Origin of the sequence: Thiobacillus thioparus DSM 505, assembly GCF_000373385.1 — a bacterium.
Classification (GTDB): domain Bacteria; phylum Pseudomonadota; class Gammaproteobacteria; order Burkholderiales; family Thiobacillaceae; genus Thiobacillus; species Thiobacillus thioparus.
In genome coordinates, this window is the sequence record NZ_KB891327.1 from 132071 (window position 1) to 155459 (window position 23389).

General features: G+C 60.9%; 25 protein-coding genes and 1 tRNA gene. 22 read left to right on the forward strand and 4 right to left on the reverse strand.

Annotation, left to right across the window (positions count from 1 at the left end; translation table 11 throughout):
• The first annotated feature begins 18 nt into the window (after positions 1 to 18).
• The 17 genes from B058_RS0109875 to B058_RS0109955 all read left to right on the forward strand — a co-directional run bounded on the left by B058_RS0109875 (position 19) and on the right by B058_RS0109955 (position 15098).
• A tRNA-Leu gene (locus tag B058_RS0109875) sits at positions 19 to 103 on the forward strand.
• Between the two features lie 161 nt (positions 104 to 264).
• Positions 265 to 621, forward strand: a complete 357-nt coding sequence (locus B058_RS0109880; protein WP_018508318.1) for an NADH-quinone oxidoreductase subunit A — start codon at positions 265 to 267, stop codon at positions 619 to 621.
• Positions 622 to 629: 8 nt separating this feature from the next.
• A complete protein-coding gene (locus B058_RS0109885; RefSeq protein ID WP_018508319.1) occupies positions 630 to 1106 on the forward strand; it encodes a NuoB/complex I 20 kDa subunit family protein in 477 nt (158 codons plus the stop codon).
• Between the two features lie 10 nt (positions 1107 to 1116).
• Entirely contained in the window at positions 1117 to 1716 is a 600-nt protein-coding gene (locus tag B058_RS0109890) for an NADH-quinone oxidoreductase subunit C (RefSeq protein ID WP_018508320.1), read from the forward strand.
• Positions 1716 to 2969: an NADH-quinone oxidoreductase subunit D gene (locus B058_RS0109895; RefSeq protein ID WP_018508321.1), complete on the forward strand. Its 1254-nt coding sequence runs from the start codon at positions 1716 to 1718 to the stop codon at positions 2967 to 2969. The genes B058_RS0109890 and B058_RS0109895 overlap by 1 nt, the downstream gene beginning before the upstream one ends.
• Complete coding sequence (gene nuoE, locus B058_RS0109900) at positions 2969 to 3466, forward strand: NADH-quinone oxidoreductase subunit NuoE (protein WP_018508322.1); 498 nt, start codon at positions 2969 to 2971, stop codon at positions 3464 to 3466. Before B058_RS0109895 ends, nuoE begins: the two co-directional genes overlap by 1 nt.
• A complete protein-coding gene (nuoF, locus tag B058_RS0109905) occupies positions 3463 to 4743 on the forward strand; it encodes an NADH-quinone oxidoreductase subunit NuoF (RefSeq protein WP_018508323.1) in 1281 nt (426 codons plus the stop codon). The genes nuoE and nuoF overlap by 4 nt, the downstream gene beginning before the upstream one ends.
• Before the next feature lie 13 nt (positions 4744 to 4756).
• Entirely contained in the window at positions 4757 to 7111 is a 2355-nt protein-coding gene (nuoG, locus tag B058_RS0109910) for an NADH-quinone oxidoreductase subunit NuoG (protein ID WP_018508324.1), read from the forward strand.
• 14 nt (positions 7112 to 7125) lie between these two features.
• Positions 7126 to 8127 (forward strand): NADH-quinone oxidoreductase subunit NuoH, encoded by a 1002-nt coding sequence (gene nuoH, locus B058_RS0109915; protein ID WP_026240809.1) that lies wholly within the window; start codon positions 7126 to 7128, stop codon positions 8125 to 8127.
• Positions 8128 to 8134: 7 nt separating this feature from the next.
• The gene (gene nuoI / locus B058_RS0109920) at positions 8135 to 8623 is read left to right on the forward strand and encodes an NADH-quinone oxidoreductase subunit NuoI (RefSeq protein WP_018508326.1); all 489 of its coding nucleotides are present in this window, start codon (positions 8135 to 8137) and stop codon (positions 8621 to 8623) included.
• A 9-nt stretch (positions 8624 to 8632) separates the two neighbouring features.
• Positions 8633 to 9259: an NADH-quinone oxidoreductase subunit J gene (locus B058_RS0109925; RefSeq protein WP_018508327.1), complete on the forward strand. Its 627-nt coding sequence runs from the start codon at positions 8633 to 8635 to the stop codon at positions 9257 to 9259.
• Positions 9256 to 9561 carry an NADH-quinone oxidoreductase subunit NuoK gene (nuoK, locus tag B058_RS0109930; protein WP_018508328.1) on the forward strand — a complete coding sequence of 102 codons (306 nt, stop codon included), beginning with the start codon at positions 9256 to 9258 and terminating at the stop codon, positions 9559 to 9561. Before B058_RS0109925 ends, nuoK begins: the two co-directional genes overlap by 4 nt.
• Positions 9561 to 11558 carry an NADH-quinone oxidoreductase subunit L gene (gene nuoL / locus B058_RS0109935; RefSeq protein WP_018508329.1) on the forward strand — a complete coding sequence of 666 codons (1998 nt, stop codon included), beginning with the start codon at positions 9561 to 9563 and terminating at the stop codon, positions 11556 to 11558. The genes nuoK and nuoL overlap by 1 nt, the downstream gene beginning before the upstream one ends.
• Positions 11559 to 11561: 3 nt before the next feature.
• The gene (locus tag B058_RS0109940) at positions 11562 to 13043 is read left to right on the forward strand and encodes an NADH-quinone oxidoreductase subunit M (protein ID WP_018508330.1); all 1482 of its coding nucleotides are present in this window, start codon (positions 11562 to 11564) and stop codon (positions 13041 to 13043) included.
• A gap of 9 nt (positions 13044 to 13052) precedes the next feature.
• The gene (gene nuoN, locus B058_RS0109945) at positions 13053 to 14498 is read left to right on the forward strand and encodes an NADH-quinone oxidoreductase subunit NuoN (protein WP_018508331.1); all 1446 of its coding nucleotides are present in this window, start codon (positions 13053 to 13055) and stop codon (positions 14496 to 14498) included.
• 70 nt (positions 14499 to 14568) lie between these two features.
• Positions 14569 to 14871, forward strand: coding sequence for a DUF2818 family protein (locus B058_RS0109950; RefSeq protein WP_018508332.1), 303 nt, complete (start codon positions 14569 to 14571; stop codon positions 14869 to 14871).
• Between the two features lie 2 nt (positions 14872 to 14873).
• Positions 14874 to 15098: an RNA-binding S4 domain-containing protein gene (locus tag B058_RS0109955; protein ID WP_018508333.1), complete on the forward strand. Its 225-nt coding sequence runs from the start codon at positions 14874 to 14876 to the stop codon at positions 15096 to 15098.
• A 36-nt stretch (positions 15099 to 15134) separates the two neighbouring features.
• On the opposite strand, the gene B058_RS0109960 is transcribed toward B058_RS0109955, so the two are convergent.
• The 4 genes from B058_RS0109960 to B058_RS0109975 all read right to left on the reverse strand — a co-directional run bounded on the left by B058_RS0109960 (position 15135) and on the right by B058_RS0109975 (position 19602).
• Entirely contained in the window at positions 15135 to 15857 is a 723-nt protein-coding gene (locus tag B058_RS0109960; RefSeq protein ID WP_018508334.1) for a class I SAM-dependent methyltransferase, read from the reverse strand.
• A gap of 122 nt (positions 15858 to 15979) precedes the next feature.
• Positions 15980 to 16141, reverse strand: coding sequence for an AF1514 family protein (locus tag B058_RS16810; RefSeq protein ID WP_245539291.1), 162 nt, complete (start codon positions 16139 to 16141; stop codon positions 15980 to 15982).
• A 76-nt stretch (positions 16142 to 16217) separates the two neighbouring features.
• Positions 16218 to 18776, reverse strand: a complete 2559-nt coding sequence (mutS, locus tag B058_RS0109970) for a DNA mismatch repair protein MutS (protein WP_018508336.1) — start codon at positions 18774 to 18776, stop codon at positions 16218 to 16220.
• A gap of 19 nt (positions 18777 to 18795) precedes the next feature.
• The gene (locus B058_RS0109975; RefSeq protein ID WP_018508337.1) at positions 18796 to 19602 is read right to left on the reverse strand and encodes an inositol monophosphatase family protein; all 807 of its coding nucleotides are present in this window, start codon (positions 19600 to 19602) and stop codon (positions 18796 to 18798) included.
• A 45-nt stretch (positions 19603 to 19647) separates the two neighbouring features.
• Here B058_RS0109975 and B058_RS0109980 point away from each other — a divergent pair, with 45 nt between their 5' ends.
• The 5 genes from B058_RS0109980 to iscU all read left to right on the forward strand — a co-directional run bounded on the left by B058_RS0109980 (position 19648) and on the right by iscU (position 23388).
• On the forward strand, positions 19648 to 20415 hold the full coding sequence (locus tag B058_RS0109980) for an RNA methyltransferase (protein WP_018508338.1): 768 nt from the start codon (positions 19648 to 19650) through the stop codon (positions 20413 to 20415).
• 36 nt (positions 20416 to 20451) lie between these two features.
• The gene (gene cysE / locus B058_RS0109985) at positions 20452 to 21210 is read left to right on the forward strand and encodes a serine O-acetyltransferase (protein WP_018508339.1); all 759 of its coding nucleotides are present in this window, start codon (positions 20452 to 20454) and stop codon (positions 21208 to 21210) included.
• A gap of 76 nt (positions 21211 to 21286) precedes the next feature.
• A complete protein-coding gene (iscR, locus tag B058_RS0109990; protein ID WP_018508340.1) occupies positions 21287 to 21748 on the forward strand; it encodes a Fe-S cluster assembly transcriptional regulator IscR in 462 nt (153 codons plus the stop codon).
• Positions 21749 to 21770: 22 nt separating this feature from the next.
• Entirely contained in the window at positions 21771 to 22979 is a 1209-nt protein-coding gene (locus B058_RS0109995) for an IscS subfamily cysteine desulfurase (RefSeq protein WP_018508341.1), read from the forward strand.
• Positions 22980 to 23001: 22 nt separating this feature from the next.
• Entirely contained in the window at positions 23002 to 23388 is a 387-nt protein-coding gene (gene iscU / locus B058_RS0110000; RefSeq protein WP_018508342.1) for a Fe-S cluster assembly scaffold IscU, read from the forward strand.
• Position 23389 lies beyond the last annotated feature (1 nt).

Here is a 23389-nt window from a genome sequence, read left to right on the forward strand (position 1 = left end):
CCCGGGCGCATGCCCTTGGCCGACGTGGTGGAATTGGTAGACACGCTATCTTGAGGGGGTAGTGACCTAGGTCGTGCGAGTTCGAGTCTCGCCGTCGGCACCATCAAATTTCCTGATTTGTTCATTAGCGTTTGCTATCGAATAAATGGTTGATTATTAAGATAAAAATACCAATTTTTCGGCTTGACAGTCGATGCTCTGCACTAATACACTCGGGTCATAATTACTCAACAGCCTGACACAGGCGTAGTTCGGAGGAACCCGGTGCTGGAGAATTACCTCCCCATTCTGTTGTTCATTCTGGTTGGCCTGGCTTTTGGAATCGGCCCGATCATCGCCGGCGGCCTGCTGGCACCGCACCGTCCAGACAGCGAAAAACTCTCCCCTTACGAGTGCGGATTCGAAGCGTTCGAAGACGCGCGCATGAAATTCGATGTGCGCTATTATCTCGTTGCTATCCTGTTCATTCTGTTTGATCTGGAAATAGCCTTCCTGTTTCCCTGGGCCATTGTTCTGGAGGAAATCGGTCTGGCAGGCTTCATTGCCATGATGGTGTTCCTCGGTATCCTGGTTGTGGGCTTCGTCTACGAGTGGATGAAGGGCGCCCTTGAGTGGGAATGATCTGAATTATGGGTATTGAAGGCGTTCTCGAGCAGGGCTTTGTCACCACCAAGGCCGATCAGCTCATCAATTACATGCGCACCGGCTCGATGTGGCCGATGACCTTCGGTCTGGCATGTTGTGCGGTTGAAATGATGCAGGCGGGCGCCTCGCGTTACGATCTCGACCGCTTCGGCATCGTATTTCGCCCGAGTCCGCGCCAGTCTGACGTGATGATCGTCGCCGGCACCTTGTGCAACAAGATGGCGCCCGCCCTGCGCAAGGTCTATGACCAGATGGCCGAGCCGCGCTGGGTGATTTCCATGGGCTCGTGCGCCAACGGCGGCGGCTATTACCATTATTCCTATTCGGTGGTGCGCGGCTGCGACCGCATTGTGCCGGTGGATATCTATGTTCCGGGTTGTCCGCCGACGGCAGAAGCGTTGCTGTTCGGCATCATCCAGTTGCAGAACAAGATCCGCCGCACCAACACCATCGCCCGCTAAGACGCCCCCCATGTCCACGAAGCTGGAGTCACTTTCCCTTTGTCTGAAAAATCTGCTGGGTGACGCGCTCGTTCAGGCCGTAGAACGATTGGGCGAATTGACGCTGATCGTCAAATCCCCGGCCTATGCGGCGACCATGCGTACCCTGCATGATCATCCCGACTGCCGTTTCGAGCAGTTGATCGATTTGTGCGGCATGGATTATTCCGATTATGGCGATGGCGCCTGGGAGGGCGCCCGTTTTGCCGTGGTCGTGCATCTCCTGTCGATATCGAACAACCAGCGCGTCCGGGTGCGGGTGTTTTGCTCCGACGACGACTTGCCGGTGGTCGCGTCGATGGTCGACATCTGGCCCTCGGCCAACTGGTTCGAGCGTGAGGCCTTCGATCTGTATGGCATCGTGTTCGAAGGGCATCCCGACCTGCGCCGCATCCTGACCGACTATGGTTTCATCGGCCATCCATTCCGCAAGGACTTCCCGCTCTCGGGCAATGTCGAGATGCGCTACGACCNGACCCAGCAGCGCGTGATCTACCAGCCGGTATCGATCGAGCCACGTGAAGTCACCCCGCGCATCGTGCGCGACGAAAGCTACGGGGAAGGGCGCTAATGGCCGAGATTCGCAATTACACGATGAACTTTGGCCCGCAGCACCCGGCTGCGCACGGCGTGCTGCGTCTGGTGCTCGAGCTTGACGGCGAGGTGATCCAGCGTGCCGACCCGCACATCGGCCTGCTGCATCGCGCGACCGAGAAATTGGCCGAGCACAAGACCTTCATCCAGTCGGTGCCCTATATGGACCGCCTCGACTATGTGTCGATGATGGTCAACGAGCATGCCTACGTGATGGCGATCGAGAAGCTGCTCGGCATCGAGGTGCCCGAGCGAGCGCAATACATCCGCGTGATGTTCGACGAGATCACCCGCATCCTGAATCATTTGTTGTGGCTGGGCGCGCATGCACTCGACGTCGGCGCAATGACGGTGTTCCTGTATGCATTCCGCGAACGCGAGGACCTGATGGACTGCTATGAGGCGGTGTCCGGCGCGCGCATGCATGCGGCCTACTATCGCCCGGGGGGCGTTTATCGCGATCTGCCGGACAGCATGCCGCACTATCAGGCACAGCACACCCGCAACGAAGCGACAATGAAGTCGATGAATGCCAACCGTCAGGGTTCGCTGCTCGACTTCATCGAGGATTTCACGAATCGCTTTCCGACTTATGTCGACGAATACGAAACCCTGTTGACCGATAACCGCATCTGGAAACAGCGCACTGTCGGTATCGGCGTGGTGTCCCCTGAACGCGCCATGGCTTTGGGCTTTACCGGCCCGATGTTGCGCGGCTCAGGTGTCGAATGGGACCTGCGCAAGAAGCAGCCATACGAAGTCTACGACCGGATGGATTTCGACATCCCGGTCGGTACCAACGGCGACTGCTACGACCGCTATCTCGTGCGCATCGAAGAGTTTCGTCAATCCAATCGCATCGTCAAACAGTGCATCGACTGGCTACGTAAAAATCCCGGTCCGGTCATCGTCGACAACCACAAGGTTGCACCGCCCGATCGCTTGTCGATGAAGCAGAACATGGAAGAGCTGATCCATCACTTCAAGCTCTTCACCGAAGGCATGCACGTACCGGCAGGCGAGGCATACGCCGCGGTGGAGCATCCCAAGGGCGAGTTCGGCATCTACCTGGTGTCCGACGGCGCCAACAAACCCTATCGGCTGAAAATCCGTGCGCCGGGCTATGCGCATCTGGCGGCGCTCGATGAAATGAGCCGCGGCCACATGATTGCGGACGTCGTCGCCATCATCGGCACGCAGGATATCGTTTTCGGGGAGATCGACCGCTGATGGCCAATCCTGATAGCAGCCTTCGGCTGAGCGCCGAATCGCTCGCGCTGATCGATGTCGAGGTCGCCAAGTATCCACCGGACCAGAAGCAGTCGGCCGTGATGGGTGCGCTGCGTATCGCGCAAACGGAGAAAGGCTGGCTGAAACCCGATTTGATCGAGTACGTAGCCGACTATCTCGGGATGCCGGCGATTGCCGCGTATGAAGTTGCGACGTTCTACAACATGTACGACACCCAGAGCGTAGGGCGGCACAAGATCACGCTGTGCACCAATCTGCCCTGCACCCTGATGGGCGCGGGCGAACTGGCGGAGCATTTGAAAAACAAACTGGGCATCGGTTTCGGCGAAACCACTGAAGATGGCCGTTTTACCCTGAAGGAAGGCGAGTGCATGGGGGCCTGTGGTGATGCACCGATGTGCCTGCACAACAATCACAAAATGCATACGCACCTCACCCCTGAAAAAGTGGACGAACTGCTGGACAAGCTGAAATGAGTTTGCTCAAGCCCACCCCTCAGGTCTGCAGTTGGACGCAAGCACTCGACCACTCGGCATCGCTGGCGACCTATGTCGCCAATGGCGGCTATCAGGCATTGCGCCGCGTCGTCACCGAACAGGTGTCGGGTGACGCCATCATCGCCGAACTCAAGACCAGCGCGTTGCGCGGGCGCGGCGGCGCGGGCTTCCCGACGGGCCTCAAGTGGAGCTTCATGCCGCGCGCGTTCCCGGGTGACAAGTACATTGTTTGCAACAGCGACGAGGGCGAGCCGGGCACGTTCAAGGATCGCGACATCCTGCGCCATAACCCGCACCAGCTGATCGAGGGCATGGCGATCGCCGGCTATGTGCTGGGCGCCCGAGTGGGCTACAACTATATCCATGGCGAAATCTTCGAGATCTATGACATCTTCGAGCGTGCGCTGAAGGAGGCGCGTGAGGCCGGTTATCTCGGTGATAATCTGTTCGGCACCGATTTCTGCTTCCAGCTGCATGCGCACCATGGCTACGGCGCTTATATCTGCGGCGAGGAAACCGCGCTACTCGAGTCGATCGAGGGCAAGAAGGGCCAGCCGCGCTTCAAGCCGCCGTTCCCCGCGAGCTTCGGCCTGTATGGCAAGCCGACCACCATCAACAATACCGAGACGCTGGCTTCGGTGCCGTGGATCGTCCAGCACGGCGGCCAGGCTTTCCTGGAACTCGGCAAGCCCAACAACGGCGGGCCCAAGCTTTTTTCAGTCTCGGGCCATGTCAACAAACCCGGCAACTACGAAGTGCCGCTCGGCACGCCGTTTGCCGAATTGCTGGAGCTGGCGGGCGGCGTACGCAATGGGCATAAGCTGAAGGCCGTCATTCCCGGCGGTTCGTCCGCGCCCGTATTGCCGGCCGAGGTCATGATGGACTGCACGATGGATTTCGATTGCATTGCCAAGGCCGGTTCCATGCTCGGTTCGGGCGCGGTCATCGTGATGGACGAGACGGTGTGCATGGTGCGCGCGCTGGAGCGGCTCTCCTATTTCTACTTCGAGGAATCCTGCGGCCAGTGCACACCGTGCCGCGAAGGAACCGGCTGGATGTACCGGGTGATCCACCGCATCGAACACGGCCAGGGCCGGCCCGAAGACATGGAATTGCTCAACAGCGTGGCAGGGCGCATCGGCGGCCATACCATCTGCGCCCTGGGCGACGCGGCGGCGATGCCGGTGCAAAGCTTCCTCAAACATTTTGGCCGCGAGTTCGAGTACCACATCGAACAGAAGCGATGCATGGTCTGAACGGAATTTAACGATGGCTACGCTCAATATCGAAATTGACGGACGCGCGCTGCAGGTCGAAAGCGGCGACACCATCATGGATGCGGCGAATCAGGCCGGCATCACGATTCCGCATTTCTGTTATCACAAGAAGCTGTCCATCGCCGCCAACTGCCGCATGTGTCTGGTGCAGGTGGAAAAGGCACCCAAGCCCCTGCCTGCCTGTGCTACGCCGGTGACCGACGGCATGAAGGTCTACACGCGTTCGGAATACGCCATCAATGCGCAGAAAAGCGTGATGGAGTTCCTGCTCATCAACCACCCGCTGGATTGCCCGATCTGCGACCAGGGTGGCGAGTGCACCCTGCAGGATCTGGCGGTGGGCTATGGCGGTTCGTCGTCGCGCTACCAGGAAATCAAGCGCGTCGTGCGCGATAAAAACCTCGGCCCGCTGATCGCCACCGACATGACGCGCTGCATCCATTGCAGCCGCTGCGTGCGCTTCGGCCAGGAAATCGCCGGCGTGATGGAACTCGGCATGCCAGGCCGCGGCGAGCATACCGAGGTGATGCCCTTCCTGGAAAGCCAGGTGGCGTCCGAACTGTCGGGCAACGTCATCGACCTGTGCCCGGTCGGCGCACTCACCAGCAAGCCGTTCCGCTACACGGCCCGCAGTTGGGAACTGTCGCGTCGGCCCTCGATCAGCCCGCACGACAGCCTGGGTTCCAACCTGGAAGTCCACGTCAAGGACAACAAGGTGATGCGCGTGCTGCCGCGCGAGAACGAAGACGTCAACGAGTGCTGGCTGGCCGACCGCGATCGCTTTTCCTATGAAGGCCTCAACACGGCCGAGCGCCTGACCCAGCCGATGGTCAAGTACAACGGCCAGTGGATGGAGACGACCTGGCAAGCCGCGCTCGAATTCGTCGCGGATAAATTGAAGACGATTCCTGCCGAGCAGATCGGTGCGTTATCGACGCCGTATCGACCGGCGGAGGAGCTCTTTCTGCTGCAAAAACTGATGCGCGGCATGGGCAGCGGCAACGTCGACCACCGTCTGCGGCAGTCGGACTTTTCGCTCGACGACAAGGCGCACGGGGGGTTCTGGCTGGGCATGCCGGTGACCTATATGTCGCGCCTGAACCGCATGCTGGTGGTTGGTGCCAATCTGCGCAAGGATCATCCGCTGATGGCCCATCGCATCCGTGAGTCGGTGCGCTGGTACGGCGAACTCAACTTGATCAACGCGCACGAGGACGAATTCCTTGGCAAGGTACATGCCAAGCGTATCGTTGCGCCTTCCCAGCTTGCCAGTACCCTGGCTGGCGTATGCCGGGCACTGGCAGAGCTGAAGGCACTGCCGGTTCCGGACATCGCAGCCCATGGCGTGGCCGACGACACCGCGCGCAAGATGGCCGACAGCCTGTCAGGCGGCGAAACCCGCGCCGTGTTCCTCGGCAACATGGCGCAGCATCATCCCAGCTATTCGCAGATTCATGCGCTGGCACAAGAAGTGTCCCGACTCGCGGGCGCCAGTTTCGGCGTACTGGGCGAAGCGGCCAATAGCGTCGGCGCAGTGGCGGTCGGCGCGATTCCGGGGTGCGGCGCACTGGGTCAGCCTGCCCTCAAAGGCTTGAATGCCCAGCAGATGCTGGCCCAACCACTGCGTGCCTATCTGCTGTTGAGCGTGGAAGCCGAACTCGATACCCATGATCCGGTCGCGGCGATAGCCAGTATCAACGCGGCGGAGTTCGTCGTGATGATGTCGCCCTACAAAGGCAAGTCGCTCGACTACGCTGACGTGCTGTTGCCGATCGCACCGTGGACCGAAACCTCGGGTACCTTCGTCAACACGGAAGGCCGTGTGCAGAGCTTCAGCGCGGTGGTGAAACCGCTCGGCGAAACCCGCCCGGCGTGGAAGGTGCTGCGTGTCCTGGGCAACCTGCTCGGATTGGCGGGATTCGAGCACAATGATTCCAAAGAGGTATTACGCGATGCGCTGGGCGACACGCCTCTGGGCTCGGTGCAGGCTTTCCTCGATAATGAAGTCAGTGGCGTAAAGGTAGAGCCGCCTTCGCCTGGCGAGGGGCTGGAGCGTGTCGCCGAAGTGCCGATCTACCAGACCGACGCCGTGGTCCGTCGTTCGCCCTCATTGCAGATGACGCTGGATGCGTCGCTCCCGGTGGCGCGAATGAACAGCCGGTTGATTGCGAAGCTGGGGCTGCAGGAAAACGGCCGTGTCTCGGTGCGCCAGACCGCGAGTGCGCTGACTCTCAAAGTCCAGCGCGATGATTTCCTGCCCGACAACTGCGTGCGCGTGCCCAGCGGCCATCCGTTGACGGCCGGGCTGGGCCCAATGTTCGGCCCGATCACGGCGGAGCCGGTCTGATGGAGAGCGTGGGCATGGACTGGGCAGCCATTCGAACCGTCGTCTGGACCTTGATCAAGATCCTGGCGCTGGTGGTGCCGCTGATGTTGGGCGTAGCCTACCTTACTTACGCGGAAAGAAAGATCATCGGCTGGATGCAGGTTCGAATCGGTCCCAACCGTGTCGGTTTCCAGGGCCTGCTGCAGCCGATTGCCGACGCGGTGAAGCTACTGATGAAGGAAATCATCATCCCGTCGGGAGCAAGCCGCGGTCTCTTCATCCTCGGCCCCATCCTCGCCATCGCGCCGGCTCTGGCGGCATGGGCAGTCATTCCGTTCACCGACAGTCTTGTGCTGGCCAACATCAACGCCGGGTTGCTGTACGTGATGGCGATCACCTCCATGGGCGTCTATGGCGTCATCATCGCGGGCTGGGCGTCCAACTCCAAATACGCCTTTCTCGGCGCCATGCGTTCGGCCGCGCAGATCGTATCTTATGAAATCGCCATGGGTTTCGCGCTGGTCGGCGTGCTGATGGCGGCGCAATCGCTCAATCTCAGCGACATCGTGCATGGCCAGTCGGGCGGGCTGCATCACTGGTATATCTGGCCATTGTTCCCTTTGTTCGTGGTGTATCTGATTTCCGGCGTGGCCGAGACCAACCGCGCGCCGTTCGACGTCGCCGAGGGCGAATCCGAGATCGTCGCCGGTTTTCATGTGGAGTATTCCGGCATGGCGTTCGCGGTGTTCTTCCTTGCCGAATACGCCAACATGATCCTGATCGCCGCGCTGACCACGCTGATGTTCCTCGGCGGCTGGCTGTCGCCAGTGACCTTCCTGCCCGACGGTATCGTCTGGTGGCTGCTGAAGACAGGCTTCGTCCTGTTCCTGTTCCTGTGGTTCCGCGCCACCTTCCCGCGCTACCGCTACGACCAGATCATGCGGCTGGGCTGGAAGGTATTCATTCCCATTACCCTTGTCTGGATCATCGTGGTCGGCGGCATGATGCAGACACCGTATGGGTATCTTTTCCATTGAGCGCGCCATGAAACGGATCACGAACTTCTTCGGCAGCCTGCTCCTGATCGAACTTCTGCGCGGCATGATGCTCACGGGGCGCCACCTGTTCGCACGCAAGATCACGGTGCAGTTTCCCGAGGAAAAAACGCCGCAATCGCCGCGATTCCGTGGCCTGCATGCACTGCGCCGCTATCCCAACGGCGAGGAGCGCTGCATTGCCTGCAAGCTGTGCGAGGCCGTTTGTCCTGCGCTGGCCATCACCATCGAGTCGGAAAAGCGCGTCGACGGCACCCGTCGCACGACGCGTTACGACATCGACCTGACCAAGTGCATTTTCTGCGGTTTCTGCGAGGAATCGTGCCCGGTCGATTCGATCGTGGAAACGCGCATCCTCGAATATCACGGCGAAAAGCGCGGTGACCTCTACTACACCAAACCCATGCTGCTCGCCATCGGCGACCAATACGAAGAGCAGATTGCGCGCGACCGTGCTGATGACGCCAAGTACCGCTGAAAATAGACAATGACCTATACGACTGCGATTTTCTATTTCTTCGCCTCCATCCTGGTATTTGCCGGCCTACGCGTGATCACCGCGCGCAACCCGGTACATGCGGCCCTCTACCTGGTGCTGGCGTTCTTCACCGCGGCCGGACTGTGGATGCTGCTGGAAGCCGAATTCCTCGCCATCACCCTGGTGCTGGTCTACGTCGGTGCGGTCATGGTGCTGTTCCTGTTCGTGGTGATGATGCTCGACATCAACCTGGAAAAGCTGCGCGAGGGTTTCTGGGATTATCTGCCGCTGGCTGGCTTCGTCGCCGTGCTGCTGGTGATCGAAATGGCGCTGATCCTCGGCAGCCGCCACTTCGGCCTTGAGGTCATGGGAGCACCGGCACCTCACGCCGCCGATTACAGCAATACCAAGGAACTCGGGCGAGTGCTGTACACCGAGTACGTCTACGCGTTCGAACTCGCCGCGGTGATCCTGCTGGTGGCGATCGTTGCCGCCATCGCGCTGACGCTTCGCCGCCGCAAGGACAGCAAGTACATCGATCCCGCCGAACAGGTGAAGGTCAAGCGCAACGACCGTCTGCGCATCGTCAAAATGCAGGCCACGCAGAAGCCGGGCGCAGGGGAGGACGGCGCATGATTTCCTTATCGCATTATCTGGTGCTGGGCGGCATCCTGTTCGCCATCAGCGTGCTGGGCATCTTCCTCAACCGCAAGAACGTGATCATCCTCCTGATGGCGATCGAACTGATGCTGCTCGCGGTGAACATGAACTTCATCGCGTTTTCGCATTACCTCGGCGACATCCACGGCCAGATCTTCGTCTTCTTCATCCTCACCGTCGCCGCGGCCGAATCGGCCATCGGCCTGGCGATCCTGGTGGTGCTGTTCCGCAATCTGCACACGATCAACGTCGATGACCTCGACCACCTGAAAGGCTGATGCGCGTGGACATGCAGACGCTCTATCTCGTCGTGCCGCTGGCGCCGCTGTTCGGCGCGATCGTCGCCGGCCTGTTCGGCAGGCTGGTCGGCCGCACCGGTGCCCATGTCGTCACCATCGCCGGCGTGGCGGTGTCGTTCATCGCCTCGGTGCTGGTGTTTCAGGACGTGCTCGCCGGCCATACCTTCAACGGCACCATCTACACCTGGATGACACTGGGCGACCTGCGCTTCGAGGTCGGCTTCCTGATCGATGCGCTGACGGCCATGATGATGCTGGTCGTCACCTTCGTCTCGCTGATGGTGCACGTCTACACCATCGGCTACATGCACGACGATCCGGGCTACCAGCGCTTCTTCAGCTATATCTCGCTGTTCACCTTCTCGATGCTGATGCTGGTGATGAGCAACAACTTCCTGCAGCTGTTCTTCGGCTGGGAAGCCGTCGGCCTGGTGTCCTACCTGCTGATCGGCTTCTGGTACACGAAAGAGACGGCCATCTACGCCAACCTCAAGGCCTTCCTGGTCAACCGGGTGGGCGACTTCGGCTTCATCCTCGGCATCGGCCTGGTGCTGGCGCATTTCGGCTCGCTCGACTACGCCACGGTGTTCGCCAAGGCGCCGTCGCTCGCCAGCGAAACCATCACCCTGTGGCCTGACACACCATGGATGCTGATGAGCGTGATCGGCATCCTCCTGTTCATCGGCGCAATGGGCAAGTCGGCACAGTTTCCGTTGCACGTCTGGCTGCCCGACTCGATGGAAGGCCCGACGCCGATTTCCGCGCTGATCCACGCGGCGACGATGGTCACCGCCGGCATCTTCATGGTCGCGCGCATGTCGCCACTGTACGAGCTATCGGACACGGCGCTCAGCTTCATCATGGTGATCGGCGCGATCACTGCCTTGTTCATGGGCTTCCTCGGCATGGTGCAGAACGACATCAAGCGCGTGGTGGCATATTCGACCCTGTCGCAGCTCGGCTACATGACGGTCGCGCTGGGCGCGTCGGCCTATTCGGTCGCGGTGTTCCATCTGATGACGCATGCCTTCTTCAAGGCTCTGCTGTTCCTGGCCGCCGGCTCAGTGATCATCGCCATGCACCATAACCAGGACATCCGCTACATGGGCGGCCTGAAGAAATACATGCCGATCACCTGGGTCACGTCGCTGATCGGCTCGCTGGCGCTGATCGGCACGCCTTTCCTGTCGGGCTTCTATTCCAAGGAAAGCATCATCGAGGCGGCCAAGATGTCGCACCTGCCGGGCGCCGGCTTCGCCTATTTCGCCGTGCTGGCGGGCGTGTTCGTCACGGCCTTCTATTCCTTCCGCATGTATTTCCTGGTGTTCCACGGCAAGGAGCGTTTCCATCAGGGACATGGGCACGGCAACGAACCCGACGCCCATCACGGACACGACGGCCCGCCGCACGAAACGCCATGGGTCGTCACCGGCCCTCTGCTTGCGCTGGCGCTGCCGTCGCTCGCGATCGGCTACATGACCATCGAACCGATGCTGTTCGGCGACTTTTTCGGCCGAGCGATCTATGTTGCAGACCGCCATCCGGTAATGCACGAACTGAATCAGGAATTCCACGGCGCCATGGAAATGGGGCTGCATGCATTGGCAACGCTGCCGTTCTGGCTGGCTGTGGCAGGCGTCGGCCTGTCGGCGTTCTTCTATCTCAAGCGCCCGGACATCCCCGCGGCCATCGCGCAGCGCTTCAGCTTCCTGCACCGGATGCTGCTCAACAAATACTGGTTCGACGAACTCTACAGCTGGGTATTCGCCAAAGGCGCACGTGCGCTCGGCGGCAGCCTGTGGCGGCGCGGCGACCAGAATGTGATCGACGGCTTCTTCGTCAACGGTTCGGCGCACCTTGTCGAACGCTTCTCGCGCCTGGTCAGGGCCTTCCAGTCGGGCTACATCTACCACTACGCCTTTGCCATGCTGATCGGGGTGTTCGCCCTGGTGACCTGGTTCGCGCGCTTGAATTGACCCATGCTGAACAACCTCCTTTCTCTCGTCATCTGGGTCCCGATTCTGGCTGGGGTGGTCGTGCTTGTCACTGGCTCCGACCGCAACGCGGCGCTCGCGCGCTGGGTCGCGCTGGCCGGGGCGTTGCTGGGACTCATTGTCGCGCTTCCGCTGGTTACCGGCTTCGATACCACCACCCCGGCGATGCAGTTCGTCGAGAACGCCGCGTGGATCCCGGCGTTCAATATCCATTACCACCTGGGCGTCGACGGCATCTCGATGCCGCTAATCCTGCTGAACAGTTTCGTCACCGTGCTGGTGGTGATCGCCGGCTGGCAGGTGATCCAGGACAAGGTCGCGCAGTACATGGCGGCCTTCCTCATCATGTCGGGCCTCATCAACGGCGTGTTCGCGGCGCTCGACGGCATCCTGTTCTATGTGTTTTTCGAGGCCATGCTGATCCCGCTCTATCTTATTATCGGTGTGTGGGGCGGACCGAACCGCGTGTATGCCGCGTTCAAGTTCTTCCTTTACACCCTGCTCGGCTCGTTCCTGATGCTGGTGTCGATGATCTATCTTTACTTCCAGTCCGGCGGCAGCTTCGACATCCAGACCTGGCACACCACTACGCTGGGAATGACTGCACAGACGCTGATGTTCTTCGCCTTCCTGCTGGCGTTCGGGGTCAAGGTGCCGATGTGGCCGGTGCACACCTGGCTGCCCGACGCGCACGTCGAGGCGCCCACCGGTGGTTCAGTGGTGTTGGCGGCGATTACCCTCAAGGTCGGCGCCTACGGTTTCCTGCGCTTTATCCTGCCGATCCTGCCGGATGCGAGCCACGAGCTCACCTGGCTCGTCGTCACGTTGTCGCTGATCGCGGTCGTCTACATCGGACTGGTCGCGCTGGTGCAGGCTGACATGAAAAAGCTCATCGCGTATTCGTCGATCGCGCATATGGGCTTCGTGACTCTCGGCTTCTTCATGTTCAATCCACTCGGTCTTGAAGGCGGCCTGGTGCAGATGATTTCTCACGGCTTCGTCTCGGCCGCGCTCTTCCTCTGTATCGGCGTGATGTACGACCGCCTGCATTCGCGCCAGATCAAGGACTACGGCGGACTGGCCAGCAGGATGCCGGTGTTCGCGGCCTTGTTCATGCTGTTCGCCATGGCCAACTCGGGGCTTCCCGCCACCAGCGGTTTCGTCGGCGAATTCATGGTCATCATGGCCGCAAGCAAGGTCAATTTCTGGTTCGCCTTTGTCGCCGCCACCACGCTCATCACCGGTGCAGCCTATACGCTGTGGATGTACAAGCGTGTGGTGTTCGGTAGCGTCACAAACCCGCACGTCGAAGAAATGAGTGACATCAACCCGCGCGAGATCCTGCTGCTTGGCGTGCTGGCCGTCCTGGTGTTGGCCATGGGACTGTATCCCAAGCCATTCACCGATGTCATGCATGTATCGGTGGTCGACTTGTTGGCGCACGTCGCCCGAAGCAAACTGCCTTAAGGTTCAAATATGCGCCACGCCCTCATGCAATTCGCGCCCGCTTTTCCAGAGATCTTCGTGTTGATTATGATCTCGCTGATCCTGGTAGTCGACGCCGCGGTCGACGACGGTAAACGCTTTCTGGCCTACTTCCTTTCGCTTGTCACGCTGGCCGGGGCGAGCTTTCTTACCCTGCGCGATTTTTCTACCCTGCCGGTGCTGACGCTGGGCGGGCTGTTCATCGACGATCCGCTGTCCGACGTACTGAAGCTGTTTCTCTACCTGTCGGTGGCCATTGTCCTGGTGTATTCGCGCGATTACCTGCGTCAGCGCGGACTCTACAAGGGCGAATTCTTCGTGCTGGCGTTGTTTGCGCTGCTGGGCATGATGGTGATGGTGTCGGCCAGCCATTTCCTGACGCTGTACCTCGGCCTTGAACTGCTGTCGCTGTCGTTGTATGCCATGGTTGCGTTGCAGCGCGATTCCAGCGTGGCGACCGAGGCGGCGATGAAATATTTCGTGCTGGGTGCGCTGGCGTCGGGCATGCTGCTCTATGGCATGTCGATGGTCTACGGCGTCACCGGTTCGCTGGGGCTGGGCGATATCGCCATCGCCCTGCAGGACGGCACCGATCTACGCATCCCGCTGGTGTTCGGCATCGTTTTCATCGTGGCAGGCCTGGCGTTCAAGCTCGGTGCGGTGCCGTTCCACATGTGGATACCCGACGTCTATCACGGCGCGCCGACCGCGATGACGTTGTTCATCGGTTCCGCGCCCAAGATCGCCGCATTTGCCTTCGTGATCCGCATTCTGGGGCAGGGCCTCGAATCGCAGGTGAGCGATTGGCGCGGCATGCTGGTGATCCTCGCGGTACTGTCGATGGCGCTTGGCAACATCGCGGCCATTGCGCAAAGCAACCTGAAGCGGATGCTTGCCTATTCGGCCATTTCGCACATGGGCTTCATGCTGCTGGGCATCCTCGCCGGCTCGCAGAACGGCTATGGCAGCGCGATGTTCTATGTACTGGTGTACGCACTGATGAGCCTGGGCGGTTTCGGCATGATCCTGCTATTGTCGCGTGCCGGTTTCGAGGCTGATCGGCTGGAGGACTTCAAGGGGCTGAACCGCCGCAGTCCGTGGCTCGCGTTCATGATGCTGCTGCTGATGTTCTCGATGGCGGGCGTACCGCCTACCGTGGGATTCTATGCCAAGCTGTCGGTGCTGCAGGCCGTGGTCGAGATCGGTTATGTGTGGCTGGCGGTGGCGGCAGTACTGTTTTCGCTCATCGGCGCGTTCTACTATCTGCGCATTGTCAAGCTGATGTACTTCGACGCGCCGCACGATGCGGCCCCGATTAAGGCGAGCCCCGATGCCCGTGTCGTCATGTCGGTCAACGGATTGGCCATTCTGGCGCTGGGGATCATGCCGCAACCGTTGATGGCGGTATGCATCCACGCCATCCGTGCGTCTTTCTGAATCGGGATATTTGAACCAAATCGTGCCGGGGCAGGTCTGCTCCGGCGTTATCTAGCTTTTCGGATCCACCGTGAATTTTTCCACTACCCTGCTGCTGACCCTGGCGTTCATTGCCGCCAACCTGCCTTTCCTCGTCGAGCGGATCTTCTTCGTCATACGGCCTAAAACCGACACCAAGAATTTCGCCTGGCGGCTACTAGAACTGGTGGTGCTGTTTTTCGTGGTGGGCGGCATCGCGCGGCTGCTGGAAGGCAAACTCGGCGACATTCAGCATCAGGACTGGGAATTCTATGCGGTCAATGCCTCGCTGTTCGTAGTATTCGCTTATCCCGGCTTCGTCTACCGTTATCTGTGGCGGCGGCGCGGCGCATAGGCATGGACGCCCTGGAATTCAGGTTGCGTGACGAACATGTCGCGCTTTGCGATCTGCTCAAACTCAGTGGTATTGCCGACAGCAGCGGGCAAGGCAAGCACCTGATCGCCACCGGCGAAGTCACCGTCGACGGCCAGCCCGAAAGCCGCAAGACGGCGAAAATACGAGCGAACCAGACGGTGCAGTGCCTGGGCCAGACCGTTCGGGTCGTGGCCGACCAGGTGTAGCCAGAAGGGAGAGTCCAAGGTCCGATCTTCGATCCGCTATGGACTGTTTTTTCTGAAAAGATCGACCCGGATGGGCATGTGGAAAGTCGCCCCGTTTGGAGACATGTGGTGATTGAATCCCGAGCGCACGGTCTCGTAAAGCGTAGGGGATAATCGGTGCTCGGTGTGGGTCACCTTGAGTGTCCGGTTTTCAAACTGGTCGAAATCATCGAAGTGCATCGGTTGCAGGAAGAATGTCTGCGATACGAGCGACAGCCGCTGTGCTGAAATGGCTCGGACTTCCGCTGCAAAGGCAGCCTCCCTCACTACCTTCTCGTCATGGAATAGCCGAAGGATCTCGTTGAAGTCACCGGCATAGACGGGTTCCGAAATGTATGCCAGGCCACCCGGTTTCAGTACCCTGCGGATCTCGGAGAAAGTGTCGTCCATTCGTTCGACCGGGACGTGGTGCAGGGATTTGAGCATCAGGACGATGTCAACGCTCGAATCGTCAGTCGGGATGTTTTCTGCGCCGCCAAACGCGAATTGGACGTTGCCCGGTTTTTCCGCCGCCTGGTTTTCGGCGAGTTGCGTGGCATCCACTTCCAGGGCAAGCACCGAGGCAGCCGTTTGGGCGACCAGTCGGGTCTTCTCCGCCTTGCCGCAGCCGAGTTCAAGCACCTTCGCGCCAGGCAGTGGCAGCCGTTCCTTGAGGATGTCGCCTTCATCGGCAACGCGAAGGGCGCTCGGGTCTGCAATACGCATTTCGCTGGCTTTCATGTCGTGGTCCTGGTTGTGTAATCCGGTGCCGATCGTGCAGGGTCCAAGGTCGATGGACGGTCAGGGTGTGATGGCTCCGTCATGGCATGCCAAACCGGGCGGATTGGGTCCCCTGGTGCGGCTTACAGGAAGCAAAAAGTATAACGCCCGGAATCGAAATCAACCGCCAGTCGTGCTCCGCGGTTGAGCGCATAGTCCCAGGATCCTTTGGTAGCGCAGCCTTCATGGCATTCGCTCACGCCCGCCGGCGATTCGAGGTCGCGCTCGCGGTCGTACCAGCTCAACAACATGGTGTCGTCGCCAATTTGAGTGCGGCATTGAAGTCGAGGTCGAGCTCGGTGGTGTCGAGACGAAGTGTGTTCACGGTGAGGTATCCGTCAGCGCCTTCAGAGCATAGAGCATGTCGAGCGCCGCCTTCGGCGTGAGGGTGTCGGGGTCGAGTTCGCGCAGCTGGTCGAGCGCAGGATGTGGCGGCGGGGCGTCGTTGGGAAGATGGGCGGCGAACAGATCGCCTTGCGGACCGGGTTGCAACTGGGCATCCTCGAGTTCGCGCAGATGGCGGCGCGCTGCATGAATCACGGGACTGGGTACGCCGGCCAGACGCGCGACCTGGATGCCGTAGCTCTGCGAGGCCGGGCCTTCTTCCACCGCGTGCAGGAACACCAGGTCGGCACCGTGCTCCTTGGCATCGAGGTGGACGTTGGCGAGCTGGCGGAATTCCTGCGCCAGTTGGGTCAATTCGAAATAGTGGGTGGCGAACAGGGTGAACGCTCGGGTCGCGGTCACCAGGTGGCGCGCGACCGCCCAGGCCAGCGCGAGACCGTCGAAGGTGGAGGTGCCGCGGCCGATTTCGTCGAGCAGAACCAGACTGTTGGCGCTGGCGTTGTTCAGGATGTGCGCGGTCTCGGTCATCTCGACCATGAAGGTCGAACGTCCCCCGGCCAGGTCGTCGGAAGCACCGATGCGGGTGAAAATCTGGTCGACGTCGCCGATCTTCGCTGAGTTGGCGGGCACCCACAGGCCGCAGCAGGCCAGCAGCGCGGTCAGAGCGACCTGTCGCATGTAAGTCGACTTGCCGCCCATGTTGGGGCCTGTGATCAGCAGCATCTGTCGGCTGCGGGTCAGAAGCACGTCGTTGGGAATAAAGTGCGCCACCTGAGCCTCGACCACCGGATGGCGGCTGCTGCGGATGACGATACCGGGTTCCTCGCTGTAGTCGGGTGCACACAGTTTCAGCGTGCCAGTCCGTTCGGCTTGGCTCGCCAGTACGTCGATCTCGGCCAGCGCGGCGGCAATCGACAACAGGTCGGGCACGTGCGGCGTCAGCGTTTCCAGCAAAGCCTCGAATAGCGCCTTCTCGCGTGCCAGCGCGCGGTCCTGAGCCGACAGCGCCTTGTCTTCGAACGCCTTGAGTTCCGGCGTGATGTAGCGTTCGGCGTTTTTCAGCGTCTGGCGGCGGCGATAGTCGTCGGGGACGTTTTCCGACTGGGCTCGGCTGACTTCGATGTAGAAGCCATGCACCTTGTTGTATTCGACCTTGAGCGTGCCGATGCCCGAGCGTGCGCGTTCGCGGGTCTCCAGTTCCAGCAGGAAGGCTCCGGCGTCGCGTGTCAGCGCGCGCAGCTCGTCGAGCTCGGCATCGTAGCCGTCGGCGATGACGCCGCCTTCGCGCAGCACGCTGGCAGGCTCGGGTTGGATGGCTTGCACGAGCAGGGCATGCAGGTCGGGACGGGCGGCGAGTTGGGATTGCAGTGCCGACAGGTGCACGCGGTCATCAGGCAGCGAGGCGACGAGTTCGGGCAGCAGTGCCAGCGTGTCGCGCAGGCCGGACAGGTCGCGCGGTCGCGCGTTCTTCAGCGCGATGCGGCCGCTGATCCGCTCCACGTCGGCGCAGCTTTTCAGAAGGCAGGTAAGGGTGACGGCTGTATCGGGCAGCTCGACGAGCACGCCAATAGCGTCACGCCGCCGGGTCAGGATTCCACGATCGCGCAGCGGATGGTGCAGCCAGTGCCTGAGCAAGCGTGTCCCCATGCCCGTAGCGGTGGTATCGAGCACCGACAGCAGCGTCGGCGCCGCTTCGCCACGCAGGGTTTCGGTGAGTTCCAGATTGCGGCGGGTGGCGGCATCGAGCTGCACTAAGTCGCTGTCGCGCTCGGCACGAATCGATTGGATATGCGGCAGCGCGGTGCGCTGCGTGGACTGGATGTAGTCGAGCAGGGCGCCTGCGGCGGCAATCGCCAGTGGCAGATCGGCCACACCGAAGCCGCTTAAATCGCGGCTGCCGAATTGCTGCGCCAGGCGGCTTTGTGCGCTGCTGGAATCGAACTGCCACGGCGCCAGCCGGCGCACCGCGCAAGGCGCGTCGAGCTCAAAGTCATCGGGTGCGAGGATTTCTGCCGGCCGCACCCGCGCCAGCAGGGCGGGGAGGGTGGTGGCATTGCTCTCGGTGACCTGGAAACGCCCGGCGGCAAGATTCAGCCAGGCCACGCCGATCGATTCGGTTCCCGGAGCGACCGCCAGGATCAGCGTGTCGCGCGTCTCGTCCAGCAAGCCCGAATCGGTCAACGTGCCTGGCGTCACGATGCGCGTTACCTGACGTTCGACCGGGCCTTTCGACGTTGCAGGATCGCCCACCTGTTCGGCAATCACCACCGATTCGCCCAGTTTCAGTAACCGCGCCAAATACTGCTCGACGCTGTGGTAAGGCACGCCGGCCATCTTGATCGGCGCGCCCGCAGAGGCGCCGCGCGTCGTGAGCGTGATGTTGAGGAGCCGCGCGGCCTTCTCGGCGTCCTCGAAGAACAGCTCGTAGAAGTCGCCCATGCGGTAGAACAGCAGCATGTCGGGATGCTGTGCCTTGATGCCGAGGTACTGCTGCATCATCGGCGTGTGGGCAGTGGGCTCCTTGGCGATGGACATGGGTGGACTGCTGTTCGGATCAGATCTTCAGTTCGGGCGGAAGGTGCGGCGCGATGACCTGCAGCATCTGCCCGAAGATTTTCGGGGTGGCGGCGACGATGTTGCCGGATTCGAGAAAGCCTTCGTCGCCCATGAAATTGCCGACCAGAGCGCCGGATTCCTGCGCGATCAGGCTGCCGGCAGCGAGATCCCAGGGCTGCAGGTGCATTTCCCAGAAGCCGTCGTAGCGGCCGCAGGCCACGTAGCACAGGTCGAGCGCGGCCGAGCCGGGGCGACGCAGGCCCGAGGTCGCCTTCATCATGTCGCGGAACATGTTGAGGTAGGCCTCGGAGAAACTGAAGTCGCGGAAGGGGAAGCCTGTGCCGATCAGGCATTCGGAGAGTTTGCTGCGCTTGCTGGCACGGATGCGGCGGTCGTTGAGCATGGCGCCGCGTCCGCGAGTGGCGGTGAAGAGTTCGTTGCGTGCCGGGTCGTAGACGACGGCCTGGGTAATCTGGCCCTTGTGCTTGAGGGCAATCGAGACGGAATATTGCTGCAGACCGTGCAGGAAGTTGGTGGTGCCGTCCAGCGGATCGATGATCCACTCGTAGTCCTCGCCATTCTTGGCTGCGGCGGTGCCGGACTCCTCTGCTAAAATCCCATGATTTGGGTAGGCGTCGAGCAGGGTTTCAATGATGGCGCGCTCGGCCATCTGGTCGACCTCGCTGACGTAATCGCGGTCCTGTTTGCTCCGAACGGTGAGCTGGTCGAGGTCGAGCGAGGCGCGATTGATGATCGCCCCGGCTTTGCGAGCGGCTTTCACCGCCGTATTGAGCATGGGATGCATGATGTCTGGCTATGGATTCAAAGAACGAGCCGCTTATTTTACTTGATGACCACAGCCGATCCTCAACTTCTCGCCAATATTCGTATCGTGCTGACGCGTACCAGCCATCCCGGCAATATCGGTGCGGCGGCCCGGGCGATGAAGACGATGGGCTTGTCCCGGCTGGTGCTGGTCGATCCTGCCGTTTTCCCCAATAGTCAGGCCGACGCCATGGCGTCGGGCGCGGCCGACCTGCTGACGCAGGCAAGGGTATGCGCCACGCTGGCCGAGGCGCTCGCCGACTCCACGCTCGCACTCGGCGTGTCGGCACGCCGGCGCGACATCGTGTCCGAAGTGCTGACCCCGCCCGAGGCCTCGATCCGCCTGTTGGCCGAAGCGCAGACCGGCCCCGTGGCGCTGGTGTTCGGCAACGAAACCAGCGGGCTATCGAACGAGGAGTTGAGCCTCTGCCAGGGACTGGTCACGATCGCGGCCAACCCGGCATACAGTTCGCTCAACCTGGCGGCGGCAGTTCAGGTATTGAGCTATGAAATCCGCCAGGCCTGGCTGGGGCATGCGAGTTGGCCCCAACCGGAGTTGGATGCGGCGACGGGTGATGAAATGGAACGCTTCTACGGCCATCTGGAAACCGCACTGGCCGAACTGGAATTCCTCAATCCCGGTTCGCCCGGCAAGCTGATGTTGAAACTACGGCGCCTGTTTGCGCGTACCCGGCTGGCGAAGGAGGAAGTGAACATTTTGCGCGGCATCCTGACGGCGGCGCAGGAAGCCAAGCAGAAGGCAAATGGCACGCGGAACCACGGTGCAGAATAGTTGACTAAAATACTCGGATAAAGCATTCTCAAGCGCATGAATCTGTTCAGCCAATTCAAGGAAGACATTGCCGTCGTGTTCGACAGGGACCCGGCGGCGCGCACGACCTTCGAGGTCGTCACGACCTACCCCGGTTTCCACGCCATGGTGATCCACCGTCTGGCACACAAGCTGTGGCGAATGGAATGGAAATGGCTGGCGCGCTTCACCTCGCATATCGGCCGCTGGCTCACCGGCATCGAGATCCACCCGGGCGCCACCATCGGCCGCCGCGTCTTCATCGACCACGGCATGGGGGTGGTGGTGGGCGAGACGGCGGAAATCGGTGACGACTGCACGCTGTATCACGGCGTGACGCTCGGCGGCACCTCATGGAACAAGGGCAAGCGCCACCCCACTCTGATGCCCGGCGTGGTGGTGGGGGCGGGCGCCAAGATCCTCGGCCCGATCACCATCGGCGTCAATGCACGGGTCGGCTCCAATGCCGTGGTGGTGAAGGATGTGCCAGACAATGCCACGGCGGTGGGGATCCCGGCGCGTATTCTGGACAGTGCGGCGGAGAAGCAGCGCAATCAGCAGGCGGAAAAACTCGGATTCTCCGCCTATGCCATTTCCGCCGATATGAACGACCCGGTGGTGAAGGCGATCCATGGTCTGATCGATCATTCGGCTCACATCGACCAGCGGCTGGAGAGGATATTGGCGCAGTTGCAGAAGCTGGGCGCCGAGATGCCGGCGGAGCAGGACAAGCCCGACGATTTCGACCCGAGTTATTTGAATAAAATAGTTGACTAAATTGCTAAGGTAAGGAATAGTTGACTGAAATGCTCGGGAATTTTATAGTTCGGGCGAAATTTCAGGAGAACGAGTCATGAGATTGACCACCAAGGGCCGTTTCGCCGTCACCGCCATGCTGGATCTGGCCTTGCGCGGCGGCAAGAATCCGGTGACGCTGGCCGGCATCAGCGAGCGCCAGGACATATCCCTGTCGTATCTGGAACAGCTTTTCAGCCGTCTGCGCCGGCACGAACTGGTCGAAAGCGTACGTGGCCCCGGCGGCGGCTATTATCTTGCCCGCTCGCTTGAAGACGTCAGCGTGGCCGACATCATTCGCGCGGTGGATGAACCCATCGACGCAACCCAATGCGGTGGCAAGGAAAACTGTCACGACGAGCACCGCTGCCTGACGCACGACTTGTGGACCGGGCTCAACGCCCATATCTACGATTATCTGGACAACGTGACGCTGGCCACGCTGGTGGCCAAGCAGGACGAATGCAAGGACAAGGTCTTGCAAGACCGCCGCGCATCGAAGATGACGCTGGCCGCTTGAACGATTCAATCAGGGCAAAACGATGAAGACACTGTATTTCGATTACTCCGCCACCACCCCGGTCGATCCTCGTGTGGCTGAAAAAATGATCCCCTATCTGACCGAGCATTTCGGCAATCCGGCATCACGCTCCCATCCGTTTGGCTGGGAGGCAGAGAAGGCGGTCGAAGACGCGCGTGGCCAGGTGGCTGCCCTGGTCGGTGCCGACCCCAAGGAAATCGTGTTCACGTCCGGCGCCACCGAATCGAACAACCTTGCCATCAAGGGCGCCGGCCACTTCTACTCGGCGACCAAGGGCAAGCACATCATTACCGTGCGTACCGAGCACAAGGCCGTGCTCGACACCGTGCGTGAAATGGAGCGTCAGGGTTTCGAGGCCACGTATCTGAACGTCAAGGAAAACGGCCTGCTCGACCTCGACGAATTCCGTGCAGCGATCCGCCCGGATACCGTGCTGGCCTCGGTGATGGCGGTCAACAACGAAATCGGTGTGATCCAGGACATCGAGGCGCTTGGCAAGATCTGCCGCGAAAAAGGCGTGATCTTCCACGTCGACGCGGCGCAGGCGACTGGCAAGATGCCGATCGACCTAACCAAGCTGCCGGTCGACCTGATGTCGTTTTCCGCTCACAAGACCTACGGTCCCAAGGGTATCGGCGCCCTGTACGTACGCCGCAAGCCGCGCGTCCGCCTGGAAGCGCAGATGCATGGCGGCGGCCACGAGCGCGGCATGCGTTCGGGGACGCTGGCCACGCATCAGATCGTTGGCATGGGCGAAGCCTTCCGTATCGCCCGTGAAGAAATGGCAACCGAGAACGAGCGTATCCGCATGTTGCGCGACCGCCTATACGCCGGCCTCAAGGACATCGAAGAAGTGCATCTGAACGGCGACATGGACCAGCGCGTGCCGCACAACCTCAATGTCAGCTTCAACTTCGTCGAGGGCGAATCGCTGATCATGGCAATCAAGGATCTGGCGGTATCAAGCGGTTCCGCCTGTACCTCGGCCAGCCTGGAGCCGTCCTACGTGCTGCGCGCACTGGGCCGCAGCGACGAACTGGCGCACAGTTCGATCCGTTTCTCCATTGGCCGCTTTACCACCGAGGAAGAGGTCGACTACGCCATCAAGCTTCTGCATGAAAAAATCGGCAAGCTGCGCGAACTTTCCCCGCTGTGGGAAATGTTCAAGGAAGGCGTCGATCTGAATTCCGTGCAGTGGGCTGCACATTGATTTGAAGTAAAGGAGAACTACCATGTCCTACAGCGATAAAGTACTCGACCACTATGAAAATCCCCGCAATGTCGGTTCCTTCGGCAAGGAAGACGACGGTGTCGGTACCGGCATGGTCGGCGCGCCCGCCTGCGGCGACGTGATGAAGCTGCAGATCAAGGTCGGCGCCGATGGCCGCATCGAGGATGCCAAGTTCAAGACCTACGGCTGCGGCTCGGCGATCGCCTCGTCCTCGCTGGTGACCGAATGGGTCAAGGGCAAGACGCTCGACCAGGCGATGGAAATCAAGAACACGGCCATCGCCGAGGAACTTGCGTTGCCGCCGGTCAAGATTCACTGTTCGATCCTGGCCGAAGATGCGATCAAGGCAGCCGTGGCCGACTACAAACAGAAAAAGGGTCTGGAGTAAG